Here is a 15775-nt window from a genome sequence, read left to right as displayed (position 1 = left end):
AAATTTAAGAACTTATAAAGCAGTATTATTTTAGCGGAAATGAAATAGGAAAATATAAATACAATTAATGTAACAATGTATACTGAGTATTTATTAAGTAGTGATAAGTATTTTAATATAATTAGTGTAGCAGTTAGTGTTAAAAAATATTTTACAAACCAACCACCTACCATTTGAAGCATTACATAAAATTCCCCGCCTTCTAAAAATTCAAAATAACTAGCTAGCTGGGTTTGTATGAGCTTTGGATAGTTAATATTAAGAGTTCTAACTTCTCCGAAAGTAGATAAAACACCTATGTTTGCAATAATCTCCATTTGAATCACTATTAATATAGCAATAATGCTATACTTTGTGATTTTTGATTTATTAGTTACTTTAGATAAAAATGGAATACAAACAGCTATACTACCATAACATCCTAGAGCTTTTATTATAGACAGAATAAAAGATGTGTTCACGCCATCTGCCATTATGGGAAGTAGGTAACTGTAATCTTTATATTTAGCTGTAAGAACTGCTAAAGTCATGCCTGCCAGCATAGTAAGAAATATAACAATAATGGTAACTATGCTTATTGCCCTAGTGCCCTTCTTTGTAATATAAATACCGGGTAATAATATAAATAGGAGAAAAACCCAAATAGGAGTAGATGACATTAAATTTACGTTTAGAGCATTTGCTTCTACTGAAGAACTCTCTATTAAGGTGAAAATTAAAGTTATGATAAATAATATCAAGAAAATGTTTCCCATAGTTTTCCCTAAAGCTTTATGATATATTTTTTTCATATCATAGCAATTTCTTTTGTTACAAATGGAAAGTATATAAGTGAAATAAAAAAATATGATAATTGATGCTATAGTAACGGAAATCCAGGAATCTCTACCTGCATTTGCAATGAACACATTAGGGTAAGTTTTCATTGCTACAATGGAAGTTCCCCAAATAAAAAACATTAAATGTTTTGCGTTTATCTTATCCATTTTATCTTTTGACACCTCCTTTACTACGTTTTAAAATAAAATGTACAATAGATTAGTAGTATTTACCAAAACTATGAATAATAATCTTAAATATAACAAATAATAAACTAGGTGATAAAAATGGAGAAAATAAGTGTAGATTATATTAAGGATAAATTTAGAAATAGCTACGACTTAGTATATAGAGAGATTGAATGCGTATCAGGAACAATACTCGGCATATTCATTGATAATTTGTGTGACTCTAAATTTATCAGTGAATATATATTTAATCCCTTAATGCAAAACAGGGCTTCTACAGATGATTTGGAGTATATAAAAAAAGAGATATTACCGGCTAATAGCATTGGAGATATTAATAATAATGAGGAGGCCATATCTCACATTTTATCTGGTGATTTGGTACTTGTATTTTCCTTTACAAATAAAGCGATTTATTGTGAAGCTAAGGGCTTTGTGAGGCGAACTGTGGGGACACCTCCTACAGAAAATGTAGTTAAAGGGCCAAGAGAAGGATTTACAGAGTCTTTTGTAGATAACGTATCAATGATACGACGTAAAATAAAAAATCCTGATTTAAAATTTGAAAGCTTAACCTTAGGAAATAAATCTAATACAGTAGTTATCATTAGTTATATAGAAGGGGTGGCACCTGTTAATCTTGTTGATTATATAAGAAAAAAGGTTACTAGTATCAAAATAGAGTTTTTACTCGACACAAATTATATAGAGGAAGAATTAAAAAATAAGAAGACAGCTTTTGATACCATAGGCACTTCAGAAAAACCAGATGTGGTAGCATCAAAGCTATTACAAGGGAAAATAGCAATAATTGTAGACGGAACACCATTTGTAATTACTGCACCATACTTTTTATTAGATAATTTCCAAACTCCAGAAGATTATTATACTAATAGGTATTTTGCTAATTTATCCAGAAGTATGAGGTTTGTTAGCTTCATTCTAGCAAGCTTATTGCCAGGATTCTATTTGGCTATTTCTACTTATCACTTTTCTCTTATTCCAACGATAATTGTTCTAAGGCTCTCAGTTTCTAGAGCCGGCGTACCTTTCCCGACGATTGTAGAACTGCTCCTTATGACTTTTTTCTTTGCATTACTTAGAGAGGCAGGTATAAGATTGCCACAGGTCATAGGCCAGTCAATGAGTATTGTAGGGGCTTTAATTTTAGGCGATGCTGCAGTGGGAGCAGGACTCGCTTCACAAAGTACTATACTAATTGTGGCAGTTGCATCTATAGCTTCGTTTTTAGTACCTAAACTTTATGGCCCACTAGCTATATGGAATATAATTATTATTTTGTTCTCCTCGGTGCTAGGACTACCAGGGTTTTATATTGGGATTTTTATTTTTATATCACATATGGCAGGGCTTGAAAGTTGTGGATACCCATATTTATTTCCAATAGGAACTCTAGAGAGCTTTAAATTTAGTGACATGTTATATAGAAAAGATCTTAGTCGGGTATCTAGTAGTATTTTTGATAAGGATGATTAAAATGTATAAGAATAAATTAAGTAAGCATAAAAGAATATTTATTATAATTTGTATAATCATGAATTGTTTTATTATGACATCATGTTTTAGTTACAAGGATATTGATAGAGTTTTATTTGTTACAGCGCTAATGATAGATGTAGATAAAGATGGTAATCCTATAGTGTATAGTGAATGTTTTAGAGGAATGAGAGAGGCAAGTGAAGGTACGGAGGAGCGAATAGTATTTAAGGGAAATGGGAAAACAATTTTTGAAGCTGTTCGGGACATGAATTCTCTTGCTACTTTTAAAATGAATTATACACAGAATAAGGCGATAATATTCACTGAAAAGGCTGCAGAATCAGGTATTGATGACTTCATAGATTTTTTAGATCGTGATCAAGAACTACTTGTAAGACCATACATTGCAGTATTTAAAGGGGATGCAGAAAGTTTTTTTACTTTAAAGTTTGATCAAGAAAAGTACATTGGGTTTCTAATAATGAGAATTATAGAAAATATTGGAGCATCTTCAAGAGCTGTAACGAATACTTTTAATGACTTTTACAATCAAAGAACAATGGGGAATGGTGCAGAGGTAGTAACAATAATACAACTTAAAAAGGAAACCTTGGAACCACCCAAATTACAAGTAAGCGGTGGAGCGGTGATTTTGGATGATAAAATGGTTAGTGAATTAACTGCAGCGGAGGGGCAGGGTTATAACTTTTTAATGAATAAGGTTTCCAGTGGTACGTTAGAAATAACTAATCCCTGCGAAATCAACAAATTTGTGACTCTGGAAATATTAAGTAGCAAAACTAAGACCGAAATAAATTATAAAGATAATGCTATTAACCTAAAAAAGAAAATTAAGGTTAGAGTTAACTTTGGAGAAGCTCAAAAAAAGATTACATTAACTAAAGATAATATAAATAAAATTCAAGAGACCTCGGAGCTTAACATTGTGAAAGCTACCGAAGCTGTATTTAATGAATACAAGGGTATGGGTATAGATATATTTAACATACAGGAAGAGTTCTATATGAAATATCCAAAAATAAAAAAAGAAAATTATATTGATATAACGAAACTTGAAGTAGAAGTAGAAACAGAAATAATGAATACAGGAGACGTTAAAAACTTCAAGTAAAAGGCGATGGTATTCCATCGTCTTTTGTTGTAAACTAGAGTTATAAAAACTAAATGAATTATCATTGAAACATTGTATAAATATAAACATAGTATATTATTATAGCGGGTTGGGGTGAAAGTATGGATGTAAAAAAAATTAGTTTACTTTTAAAGAGGGATGAAGGTACAAAATTAGACTTTAAGCAAAGAATTGATATATTTATAGAGAGTGGTAAAAAGGAACTGGCAAAAGATATATGTGCTATAGCTAACTCTCGTGGGGGAAGAGGATATCTTGTTATAGGAGTGGAAGATAAAACAAAAAAAATTATAGGTATTGATGCTTGTGAATTTAAAGAAGAGCAGCTTCAGCAAATTGTTAGTTCAAGATGTGAACCTCCTATTCCAATATCAATAGATGTTGTAGTATATCAAAGTAAAAGCTTAGCAATTATAACTATATATGATGGTGGCCAGAAGCCATATCAGTTAAGAGAAAATGGTGCTTTTTATATAAGACGGGGGTCAACTACAGACACTATGAGGAAAGAAGAATTAATTTCCGTCTTACAAGAAAATTTAAGTCTTAACATTGAAACTACGCCTATTATAAGTAGTGATGTAAGCAGCCTTAATTTTGATATAATTGACAAGTATTTTTTAAATAAGGGTATTTTAATAAATGAAGACAATAGGTTAGAACTTATGGATAATTCAGGAATAACTTTTATTGAAAGAGACTACAACAAAAGAGTAGTTACACTGGGCGGGTTATTAGTGTTTTCTTCATTTAATAGCATACATATACCTCATAACATGATAAAAATAGTAAACAAAGTAAATAGTAATCTCGATGAGGTTATGATTGTGACTGGAAATTTATTAGATATGTTAGACACAGTAGAAAAATTATTTAATAGTATATTTCCTGTAAAGTATCCTATAGCTGCAGTGTATGAAGCTGTAAAAAATGCAATACTTTATCGCGATTATACTATATTTTATAAGGAAATCGAAATTGTAATAACCTATAATAGTGTAAGTGTAGTTAGCCCTGGGAATCTATTATTTTCTACCAAAATTAACAATCATAATTCACTTAAAAGAAATATGTGGATATATGATAAGTTAATAACCTTAGATGACAGAAAGAGATTTACGAAATCAGGAAGAGGTTTTGCAGCAATGAAAAAAGCTTTTAAAAAATATGGCAAGGTTATATTTGTTGATTCAGAAAATGATAATAGTTTTAAGGTGATTTTCCCAGGAATTAAAAATTTTATTTGATAAACTATAATATTGCAATAATATTCTGAATATTATATATTATGTATAACTATATTGTGTGCTTGTGTAGACCTGTTTAATAATTATCTGTTTATGTTAGATAAAATAGGAGGCGGTTAACATTATTCATGTATTTTGCGGTAGAAAGGGTTCAGGTAAAACTAAAGCTTTAATTGAACTTGCCAACGGAAAAGTTGACGAAGTTAAAGGGAATATAGTGTATATTGATAATGATACTAAAGCTTTACTACAACTAAGTGGTAAAATGAGGTTTGTAGCTACAAATGATTTTAATTTGAAAAGCAATAATGATTTTTACGGTTTTTTGTGCGGTATGCTCTCAAAAGATTATGATATTGATACCATTTTTGTTGATGGAGTGTTTAATATTGTAGATGATAAACTTGAGTATATGGCACAATTGTTCTCTAAAATGGACTCTTTGGCTAAAAAATACAGTGTGGATTTTTATGTAAATGTTGGTTGTGAAAGCAGAAATCCGCCAGAGTTTTTAAAGGATTATATCGCATAAAGATGTAAAGTGATTTTTGTGTTTTAAGTAGGATGCAGGGTCAAAACCCTGCATTTATTGTATATAGAGAAAACAGGCGAAAATCGAAGTATATGAGCAGCAAATCGATTATAACGATATAAATCAACAATTAGATCACTTGAAATTCTTTAAATATATGTATATACTTAATAACATAAAATTTTATATTTAAAAGGCTGTGAAAGAAAAAAGTAATTATAAGAATTATTCAGAGAGCTAGTGGAAGGTGTGAACTAGTTAAGGGCTATAGTGAAATACATTCTGGAGCTTTAAGCTGAAATGAAGTTATCTTTAAATTAAGCTGAGACGGACTTACCTTACGTTATAAGGCATGAGCGGATTGTTAAATCAATTTGGGTGGTACCACGGAGTTATTTCGTCCCTTTCTTAGGGGGCTTTTTTTATTTTAACCACATTTTAACTACAATCATCATAAGGAGGAATTATTCATGGAGAATGTATATGATATACTTCACGAGCGAGGATACATCAAACAACTTACTCATGAGGATGAAATGAGAAAAATATTTGAAACGGAAAAGGTAACATTTTATATAGGGTTTGACCCAACAGCAGATAGTTTACATGTGGGTCATTTTATTGCTATGATGTTTATGGCACATATGCAAAGGGCAGGTCATAGGCCAATAGCCTTAGTTGGTGGTGGGACTGCAATGATAGGTGATCCATCAGGTAAAACAGATATGAGGAAAATGCTTTCAAAAGAAGAAATTGATTATAATATATCTTGCATTAAAAAACAGCTTTCAAAACTTGTGGATTTTAGTGATGGTAAAGCTATTCTAGAAAACAATGCTGATTGGCTCTTAAACTTAAATTATGTAGATTTTATAAGAGATATTGGGGTGCATTTTTCAGTAAACAGGATGCTCACGGCGGAGTGTTTTAAACAGAGATTAGAAAAAGGTTTATCATTTTTTGAGTTTAATTATATGCTTATGCAAGGATATGATTTTTTAGTGTTAAATCAAAAGCATGGATGTACTATGCAACTCGGCGGAGATGACCAATGGTCTAATATAATTGCTGGTATGGAGCTTATACGGAGAAAAGAAAGTAAACCTGCTTATGGTATGACTTGCGGCTTACTTACTAACAGCGAGGGCAAGAAGATGGGTAAAACGGAGAATGGTGCTCTATGGCTTGATGCAAACAAAACATCTCCCTATGATTTTTACCAATACTGGAGAAATGTTGCAGACTCAGATGTGGAAAAATGTTTATGCTTACTTACTTTTGTGGAGATGGATGAGATTAGACGATTGTGTGCTTTTAAAGATGAAAAAATTAATGGAGCTAAAAGTGTTTTAGCTTTTGAAGTTACGAAACTTATTCATGGGGAAGAAGAAGCTATTAAAGCGCGATCTGCATCAGAAGCATTATTTGGTGGTGGAGTTAACATGAGTGATGTTCCTACGATATCAATACCTGCAGATATGAAGAGTGCGCTTCTAATGGATATATTAGTGCATACTAAAGTGGTACCTTCAAAAGCAGAAGCTAGAAGGCTAATTGAGCAAGGTGGATTAACTATCAATGATAAAAAGATTAATGATAAAAATGCAATGCTTTTAGAAGAGGATTTTAAAGAAGGCAGTGTACTAATTAAAAGGGGAAAGAAAAAATTCTATTCTTTAATTATAGAATAGTAATGTTTTAAAATAACAAAGCTGAAATTCTAGCTTTGTTATTTTTTTCTAATGATAAGAGAGCAGTTATGAACTATTTATAATTTTAATTTAAAACAGAAAATTATTAGATTTCCCCTTTAAAAAAAGATATTTCATACGATAATTAAATATTAATAACTTTATGAAACGTTATTATGCCAAAAAAAGGGAGGTGGCTTATGTCCGTAATTAGTAATGTAGCAATATTACAGAATCCACAAAATAAAAAAGCTTTTAGTAAATTATCCTTTGAAACCGGTGAGAAATTCAGTGCAAGAATATTAAGCATTGACAGTCAAAAGGGAGAAGTTAACTTGAAATTATTAGATGGATGGCAATTTTCTGCAAAATTAGATAAGCCACTAGAGCAGGGGAATAGTAGCAGTGTACTTAAGTTTGTTGTAGAAGGCTTTGAAGATGGAAAGCTTAAAATAAAATTAGTATATGAAGATAAACAGGGTAAACTCCCAGAAAGTAACATTTTAGACGAATTCACGAGTGGAAGTTCACTGGTTCATGACAAAATGGATGCTATAATTTTTGAGAAAATGATTAAACATGATATGCCTTTAACTAAGGATAATATAATAGATATAAAAAATTTACTAGATTTTAAAGAAAAAATATCTTTGAATACTGAAAAAGAAGATGTTTTTATTGCTAAATACCTTGATAGCAGAAATATTGACCCTGCTTCAGAAAAGGCAAATGAAACAACAAAAATATTAAAAAACTTTTTTCAGGCTTTAAAGAATTTAGACATAGATGAAATATTATTATTTAAAGAAAACAATATAGAACTTACTAAAGGCAATTTGGTGAGCATAGCAAAGCTCTTTAAAGGGGAGTCAGCTATATATAATAATTTAAAAGATATTAATGATTATATTTTAAATAGTGATGCACTTGGAGATATTGGGCCAGAGTCTTTAAATCAAAAGGTCAGCAGTGTTATAGGAATGGATAAAACTCAGCTTTTAGATAACGCTAATGATAATAGTAATTTAAAAGATGAAGTTAATATAAAAGAGTTAGTTAGCTTAATAAACAAAGAATTAAAGGGAATTGGCATAAATCAGAGAGTTTTATCTTCTACTGTTAAAAATTTGGAATCGAATAAAAATCTCGAACCAGATAAAAGTTTAAATGCTTATAAAAATTTAAAATCAGGTGAAAATATAAAACTAGATATAAATTTAAAAGAGCAAGAGGTTAGTTTTAATAGTGGCACAATAAAAATTTTGGTGGATAAAATTCTTAAGGCTCAGCAAATATTAATAAGTCCAGATAATCAAGCTAAATTAGTGGATAATGTAGAGGGTAAACTAAAGATAACGCAGTTGCGACCTGAGAGTTTGGACTTAGAGATTGCGCAGGAAAGTGAGAAGCTTACCAATCAAAACGAAAAGCTTCCTCCAAATAAGTTACAAAATGCAATGACTTCTGAAGCAGAACTAGCAAGTAGAAGTGCAGTTAGTAATAAAACAAATGCATATGGTAAGAGTAATTCTTTAAATGAAATTATAAATATGATAAAAAAAGAATTAAGTGTTTTAGAGGTAGATAGGTCAGTTATAAATGATATTGAAAATAACATAGATAAGGTAGCTACAGATTCCCTCATTAAAGAACAAATAAAAGTCAAAACAGAAGAAATTAAAGAAATAGTTAGAGGCATTATTGATAATAAACTTAATTTAAAGCCGGAGTCTTATGAGAAAGTAATGGATGTATTTAGTCAGACAATTAATGATATAAAAGTATTTAATTCTATTTCTGAACAATATTATTACTTGGACCTTCCAATAAATGTTAAAGATGATGAATATGAATGTAAAATAATTATTAAAGACGATAGAAAAAAAGGTAAAAAGATTGATAGTAAAAATGTGAAAATAGCTACTAGGGTAAAAACAATAAATATGGGAAGTGTTGATGCATATATAAAAATTAATAATAATAACATGAACATTGCTATTAATTGTGATAACTTATGGGTTAATGTACTGGACCTTGGTAAAGAAAAGTTAATTAGGGATTTATCTAGTCTGAATTATAGGGTTAGCATTGATGTGGATAAAAAGGCTAATGAATTTACACTAGCAAATTGTAGAGAGTTTTTTGATGATAGAAGTTTCAATACATTAGATATAAAGGTATAATAACATAAGCGGCTTAAAATTGACTGTTAAATGTAGAGCTGTAGATACTTAAAGCTATAAATTTGAATGTAAGTGAGGTTTGAACATGAAAAAGGTGAAAAAAGCTGCTGCAATTAGATATGAAAAGGGATATGATGTACCTATAGTAACTGCAAATGGAATAGGATTTATTGCAGATAAAATACTTCATAAGGCTGAAGAGAGTAATGTAGCAATAGTTCAAAACGAAGAATTAGCTAATTTACTTTTAAATGTCGATGTAGGGTCAGAAATACCCTTAGAATTATATGATGCAATAGCAAAGGTTATTGCTTATGTAATGGACATAGATACATTAATGAAAAAAAAATAATAGATTAAGTAAAGGAGGTATATTATGGCGTTATGGGCAATATCTGATCTTCATTTGGCTATAAATTCAGATAAACCCATGGACATATTTGGAGAAAAATGGACCAACCATGATGAAAAAATAAAAGAAAATTGGCTTAATAAAATTTCTTCAGAGGATACAGTACTGATTGCAGGGGATATTTCTTGGTCCATGAATATGGGTGAGGGCATGGAAGATTTAGAGTGGATTCACAAGTTGACCGGTAAAAAGATACTTATTAAAGGAAATCATGATTATTGGTGGAATAGTATCACCAAGTTAAATTCTCTTTATGATGATATGGATTTTATCCAAAATAATTTTTTTAATTATAAAGATTATGCTATTTGTGGAACTCGTGGATGGAATTCACCAGGATCTGGAAGATTTTCCACTCATGATGAAAAAATATATGATAGAGAGCTCATAAGGATCAGAATTTCGTTAGATGATGCAGTGAAAAGTGGATATAATAAATTTATTGTAATGATTCATTATCCGCCCACTAATGATAAATTTGAGGAAACAGAATTTATAAGAATACTTAAAGAATATAATGTTTCTAAGGTAATATATGGACATCTACATGGAGCATCTTTAAATAGGCTATATGAAGGAAACATAGAGGGCATAGAGTACATAGTTACCTCTTGCGACTATTTAAACTTTGATCCTATAAAAATACTTGATTAACATAAAAGTTAATATATTGTGGATAAGTATGACTATTAGATTTGTTTGTGTGGACAATAAATTTAATAGTCATATTTATTTTTTGTGTTTTCATCATTTAAACATTCTAGAAAAGAATCCGGATTTCTTAATGGTTTCCGGTGCTTCAAAGTTTTCGGTAGAAGATTTGTTTAGATTACAACTGGAAACTAATAATTCGGCTTCTTCGCGAATTAAGTCCTTCATGTCTCGTGCAAGTTCTTTTAAATTCTGCTTAACATTAGGAGTTGTTATTAGATTACTAAACCAAACTAAAGAATTCTCTGTGTGACCGATTCGTCTATTTAACTCTCCAATAAGATACATAGCGCTGTATTTATCCATGCCATAGAGGGGGAATGATTCAGCGTAATATGCATCATTAAGGCCATCTAAAGCCTCCTTCAAAAATATTTGTTCCATTTCTTTAGCATCTGGAGTATCTATAAGCCTGTACATCCATGCAAGTTTAATACAAGTTATTGCTTTCTTACTTGATTTTGCATTGGTAACAACGTAATTTAAAAGGGCTAGTTTATATCTTTCAATGGCAATATGTACATCATAAACTTCTGGATACATTCTTCCGTTCCACTTGGACGTAATAGACTTTTGTACTCGTTCAATGCCTGTACTTCTTATGGTGTAAAAATCTATTTTCATTGCTGAATATCCGCAAGAATTACAAACCCAAACATCGTAGAAATAAGGATTAATTAGCGAATACCTAATAAAAAAGTCGCTATCTTTTTTTACCATTCTGTAAGCAGAAGATTTTACTGTGACCGCTTTAAACAAATGATCACATACTGGGCAAGTAATTTCTTTATTATATAAGAGCGACTTTACATTTTTCTCTTCATTTTTTTCGTTCGCATTATCAGTTTTATTATTATAGACTTTAATATCTTCGATATTATTAAAACCCATATACTCTAGACCAGAAAATATTTTTTTATCCATTAAATCACCTCAAAACAAAGTTTATTGTGGTATTATTAGTTTATATGATATGGTATTTTTTACTTAAACAATTTCTGTTATAATTAATTTACTATTAAATTAATTATAACAGAAAATTAATAGAAATATTATATTAATATAAATTAGACTCAAAAGTTTCTAAGCACTAATTCTACATTCGAATAAATATCAAATATTATATAAAGGACTGAGGAGATGGCAATAAGAGAGTGGAAAAGATTTTTAATCCCTTATGAACAAGCAGTAGAAGAATTAAAAGTTAAGTTCAAAAGCATAAGGAGAGAATATAGACATAAAAATGACTATTCACCTATAGAGTTTGTTACAGGAAGGGTTAAAGAAATATCTAGTATTCTTGAAAAAGCTAATAAATTTGCTATTCCTTTGGAGAGAATTGAATTAGAAATGGAAGATATAGCAGGTATAAGAATAATGTGTCAATTTGTAGATGACATTGATAAGGTGGTAAATTTAATTCGTCAAAGAAGTGATATGCAGATAGTTTATGAAAAAGATTATGTTGCAAATGTAAAAGGTAGTGGGTATAGAAGCTATCATATGATTATGAAGTATCCTGTGAACTTATCGGATGGTCAAAGGGAAATACTAGCTGAGTTTCAAATTAGAACTTTGGCAATGAATTTTTGGGCTACAGTTGAGCATTCGCTAAATTATAAATATAAACATGATATTCCAGAGCATATAAGAGAAAAACTTAAAAACGCTGCAGATGCTGCTTTTCAGTTAGATCAGCAGATGTTAGAAATTAAAGATGAAATTAAAGATGCACAAAAACTGTTTGAGGTAAAGTCTAATTTGGTATCAGATATAATGAATAATGTTATTATGCTTTCTTCTCTCGGGAAATTAACTGATGCAACTAGATATAGAGAGCAATTAAATAAGTTAGTGGAAGAAGGGGAAGGAGAAGTTTTTGAGCTTAGTAATTTGCTTAAAGCAACTCAAAAAACGTTAGATATGTATGGGGCTTAATGTTATAAAACCTTTTTAAACACAAATAGGATAGTAGAGTCTTAGATATAAGATACTCTACTATCCTTTTATAATGAGAATTATTAAACTACTATATTAACTAGGCGTCCCTTAATTACAATAACCTTGCGTACAGTTTTTCCTTCTAGTGCAGCAATTACTGTTTCATCTTTAAGAGAAACTTCTTTTATACCTTCTTCATCCAAGTCTTGCGATACAATTATTTTAGATTTTATTTTTCCATTTACTTGAAGTGCTATTTCTATTTCATCTTTAATTAGAGCACTTGCATCAAATTCAGGCCAAGTTTGGTTGAATATAGAGTAGCCCATACCTAAGGTTTCCCAATTTTCTTCTGCAAAGTGAGGAGCAAAAGGAGCTATAAGCTTAAGGTAATCTACAAGTACTTCCTTTAAGAACTTTTTATTTATATTCTCTTCTGTAACATACTTTGAAAGGGCATTTGTAAGTTCCATAAGCCTTGCAATAGCGGTATTAAATTGAAGTTTTTCTGCATCTTCAGAAACTCCTTTTATTGCAAAATGCCTCCAATAGTTTAATTCTTTATCTGCATTGTCTACAGAGGTTCTATTGTTGCACTCTTTTGAAATCTCTTCTATTCCGGATTCTATAGCTCTTTCAATTCTTTCAATGAACCTTCCCATAGCTTTTATACCGTCATCACTCCAAGCACCACCATCAGTATAACCAAAACCAAACATTAGGTACATTCTAAAGGCGTCGGATCCAAACTCTTTTATATACTCGTCTGGAGATATAGTATTTCCCTTAGATTTACTCATTTTTAAGCCATCTGGTCCTAAAATTAAACCCTGGTGAGTAAGTGATTTGAAGGGTTCATCAAAACTTAAATATCCCATATCACGAAGCGCCTTTGTGATAAATCTTGCATAAAGTAAGTGCATACAAGCATGTTCAGGGCCACCTACGTATTTGTCTACAGGAAGCATTTTGTTTATTAAGTCTTTATCAAAAGCAATTTCACTATTTTTGTTATCTACATATCTTAAATAGTAGAAAGAAGAACAAACAAATGTGTCTAAGGTATCGGCCTCGCGATGCGAAGGGGCACCACAAACTGGGCAAGGGACATTTATGAAATCTTCACATTTAGCTAAAGGTGAATCCCCATCAGGTGCGAAGTCTACGTCATAAGGTAGTTCTACAGGTAGCTGATCTTCAGGAACAGGTACAGCACCACATTTATCACAATGAATTATTGGAATAGGAGCGCCCCAATATCTTTGTCTTGAAACTAACCAATCACGAAGTCTAAAGTTGACTTTACCCGATCCTTGGCCCAGTTTTTCTAATTTTTCAACTATGGCTTCAATTCCGTCGATTGTGGATAAACCGTCAAACTCTTCACTATTCACCATTTTGCCATGTTCAGTGTAAGGAAGATTTTCTCCACCAGCAATAACCCTTTCTATAGGTAAATTATATTTGGTAGCAAAGGCGAAATCTCTATCATCATGGGCAGGAACAGCCATTACTGCGCCAGTTCCATAGGTGTTTAGAACGTAGTCCGCAACCCAAATAGGAATTTTTCTTCCGTTAATAGGATTAATGGCATAGGAACCGGTGAATACACCGGTCTTATCTCTTGAAATAGATTGCCTTTCTATTTCTGATTGTTTTTTAGCTTCATTTTTATAAGATTCAACATCAGCTTTATATTCTTTTTTAGTGAGAGCGTCTACAAGATCATTTTCAGGGGCGAATACCACATATGAAACTCCGTATAGAGTATCCACTCTTGTAGTGAACACACTAAAGTCTATATCTGTATCTAATACTTTAAAGTCGACATTAGCACCAGTAGACTTCCCTATCCAATGTTTTTGCATTGCTTTAGTTTTTTCAGGCCAATCCAAGGTATCAAGCTTTTCTAGTAGTTCATCAGCATAGTCAGTAATTTTAAAAAACCACTGGGTTAAGTTCTTTTTAGTAACCTCAGTGTCACATCGCTCACAAGCACCATCTACTACCTGTTCATTTGCAAGTACTGTATTACAGCTAGGGCACCAATTTACAGGTGCTTTTTTCCTGTAAGCAAGACCACTTTCAAAAAGTTTTAAAAACAACCATTGAGTCCATTTATAATAATCTGGACGGCAAGTTACAACTTCATGATCCCAATTAAACATTGCGCCCATATCTTTTAATTGTTTTTTCATTGTAATAATATTTTGCTCTGTAGAATCCTTTGGATGCACTCCTGTTTTTATTGCATAATTTTCAGCAGGTAGACCAAAAGCATCAAAGCCCATTGGTTGAAACACATTGTAACCCTGCATTTTTTTCATCCTAGCCCAAGTATCTACAGGGCCATAATTGAACCAGTGACCAGCATGTAATTGGCTTCCAGATGGATAGGAAAACATTTCAAGCACATATAATTTTTTTTCGATTTTAGTTTCATCAAATTTATAAAGATTTGTTTCTTCCCATTTCTGTTGCCATTTTTTATCGATAGTTGTATTGTATTTTGCCATTATTATTCCTCCTTGTAAATCTAAATGAAAACAAAAAAAACCTCATCTCAATGAAGAGACGAAAGTAATATTCCGCGGTACCACTCTAATTAGGCATTACGCCTCACTTAAAAATATAACGGTTTTAACCGTACTTGTTTTTACAAGTAACTTCTTGCCTTAAAGCAAGCTCTTACTTTTAAAAGTAAGATAATAGGTAAGTTCATATTATATCATTACTGCTTCACAGCCACAGCAGCTCTCTTTGAAATGATAAAAATACTACTACTCCGAGTTAAAGTTTTTATTTTGTTATGATTATTTTATACTTTATTATTACCAATTATAATTTAAATAGAATTTTATGTCAAGACCACATTTAGAAACGATAACTTATCTGAATTTTTTAATAAGATTATTATTTGCATAGGATATAAAAGCAGTAATGGTATAATCATACACTATGAAGCAAAAATCCATAAGTAGTATTAATAAATATATATTTATATTAGGAAGATTTAATATTACTAATTTATATATAGATATAATTATTGCGAAAATTATATTAAAATATAATAATTTAAGTATAATTTCTAAAATTGTACTCCGAAGTTTTTCTATATAATATTTTACAAAGCCGTAGGATCCAAAAATCAATATATAGGCTATGCTTATAAGCTTTGAAGGTATAATAAATAAACTAAGAATTGATATAGTAGTGTATACCACAATAGTATTTTTTATACTTGTTAATAAAATGGAAAGAGGAATTAGACAAGAAGCTATACCTAATAGAAATAATCTATTTGTAGGGAAAATAGAAGAAAAATATAGTAATATCAAACTAAGGGCTGCGAATATACCCCCCTTAGCAATATTGTTAGATTTCATAAAAACCATCTC

General features: G+C 30.8%; 13 protein-coding genes and 2 other annotated features. Of the genes, 9 read left to right on the top strand and 4 right to left on the bottom strand.

What is annotated here, in order from left to right:
• A partial coding sequence (locus ACJAX4_RS01370) for a GerAB/ArcD/ProY family transporter (RefSeq protein WP_435787654.1) occupies positions 1–986 on the bottom strand: 986 nt, incomplete at its 3' end.
• 120 nt (positions 987–1106) lie between these two features.
• Between ACJAX4_RS01370 and ACJAX4_RS01365 the strand changes: the two genes are divergently transcribed.
• The 8 genes from ACJAX4_RS01365 to ACJAX4_RS01330 all read left to right on the top strand — a co-directional run bounded on the left by ACJAX4_RS01365 (position 1107) and on the right by ACJAX4_RS01330 (position 10379).
• On the top strand, positions 1107–2504 hold the full coding sequence (locus tag ACJAX4_RS01365) for a spore germination protein (protein WP_435787653.1): 1398 nt from the start codon (positions 1107–1109) through the stop codon (positions 2502–2504).
• Position 2505: 1 nt separating this feature from the next.
• Complete coding sequence (locus ACJAX4_RS01360) at positions 2506–3639, top strand: Ger(x)C family spore germination protein (protein WP_435787652.1); 1134 nt, start codon at positions 2506–2508, stop codon at positions 3637–3639.
• A 122-nt stretch (positions 3640–3761) separates the two neighbouring features.
• Complete coding sequence (locus ACJAX4_RS01355; protein ID WP_435787651.1) at positions 3762–4907, top strand: AlbA family DNA-binding domain-containing protein; 1146 nt, start codon at positions 3762–3764, stop codon at positions 4905–4907.
• Positions 4908–5124: 217 nt separating this feature from the next.
• Positions 5125–5439 carry a hypothetical protein gene (locus tag ACJAX4_RS01350; RefSeq protein ID WP_435787650.1) on the top strand — a complete coding sequence of 105 codons (315 nt, stop codon included), beginning with the start codon at positions 5125–5127 and terminating at the stop codon, positions 5437–5439.
• A 190-nt stretch (positions 5440–5629) separates the two neighbouring features.
• Positions 5630–5847, top strand: a binding site (T-box leader).
• 62 nt (positions 5848–5909) lie between these two features.
• On the top strand, positions 5910–7130 hold the full coding sequence (gene tyrS / locus ACJAX4_RS01345) for a tyrosine--tRNA ligase (protein ID WP_435787649.1): 1221 nt from the start codon (positions 5910–5912) through the stop codon (positions 7128–7130).
• Between the two features lie 200 nt (positions 7131–7330).
• Complete coding sequence (locus ACJAX4_RS01340) at positions 7331–9313, top strand: hypothetical protein (protein ID WP_435787648.1); 1983 nt, start codon at positions 7331–7333, stop codon at positions 9311–9313.
• Between the two features lie 85 nt (positions 9314–9398).
• On the top strand, positions 9399–9665 hold the full coding sequence (locus tag ACJAX4_RS01335; protein WP_435787647.1) for an EscU/YscU/HrcU family type III secretion system export apparatus switch protein: 267 nt from the start codon (positions 9399–9401) through the stop codon (positions 9663–9665).
• A 24-nt stretch (positions 9666–9689) separates the two neighbouring features.
• The gene (locus tag ACJAX4_RS01330) at positions 9690–10379 is read left to right on the top strand and encodes a metallophosphoesterase (protein WP_435787646.1); all 690 of its coding nucleotides are present in this window, start codon (positions 9690–9692) and stop codon (positions 10377–10379) included.
• A 93-nt stretch (positions 10380–10472) separates the two neighbouring features.
• Here the strand turns inward: ACJAX4_RS01330 and ACJAX4_RS01325 are convergent, their stop codons facing one another.
• On the bottom strand, positions 10473–11360 hold the full coding sequence (locus ACJAX4_RS01325; protein WP_435787645.1) for a DUF2225 domain-containing protein: 888 nt from the start codon (positions 11358–11360) through the stop codon (positions 10473–10475).
• A gap of 216 nt (positions 11361–11576) precedes the next feature.
• Between ACJAX4_RS01325 and ACJAX4_RS01320 the strand changes: the two genes are divergently transcribed.
• Positions 11577–12374: a GTP pyrophosphokinase gene (locus ACJAX4_RS01320; RefSeq protein ID WP_435787644.1), complete on the top strand. Its 798-nt coding sequence runs from the start codon at positions 11577–11579 to the stop codon at positions 12372–12374.
• 83 nt (positions 12375–12457) lie between these two features.
• Here the strand turns inward: ACJAX4_RS01320 and leuS are convergent, their stop codons facing one another.
• Complete coding sequence (gene leuS, locus ACJAX4_RS01315) at positions 12458–14893, bottom strand: leucine--tRNA ligase (RefSeq protein WP_435787643.1); 2436 nt, start codon at positions 14891–14893, stop codon at positions 12458–12460.
• A gap of 51 nt (positions 14894–14944) precedes the next feature.
• Positions 14945–15180: a binding site (T-box leader), on the bottom strand.
• Positions 15181–15265: 85 nt separating this feature from the next.
• Positions 15266–15763: a hypothetical protein gene (locus ACJAX4_RS01310; RefSeq protein WP_435787642.1), complete on the bottom strand. Its 498-nt coding sequence runs from the start codon at positions 15761–15763 to the stop codon at positions 15266–15268.
• Between the last annotated feature and the right edge of the window lie 12 nt (positions 15764–15775).

The organism is Clostridium sp., from assembly GCF_051278035.1.
Lineage (GTDB): Bacteria > Bacillota > Clostridia > Clostridiales > Clostridiaceae > Clostridium_AD.
The sequence above is the reverse complement of the archived record's forward strand: the minus strand, read 5'-3'. Positions and strand labels throughout refer to the sequence as shown.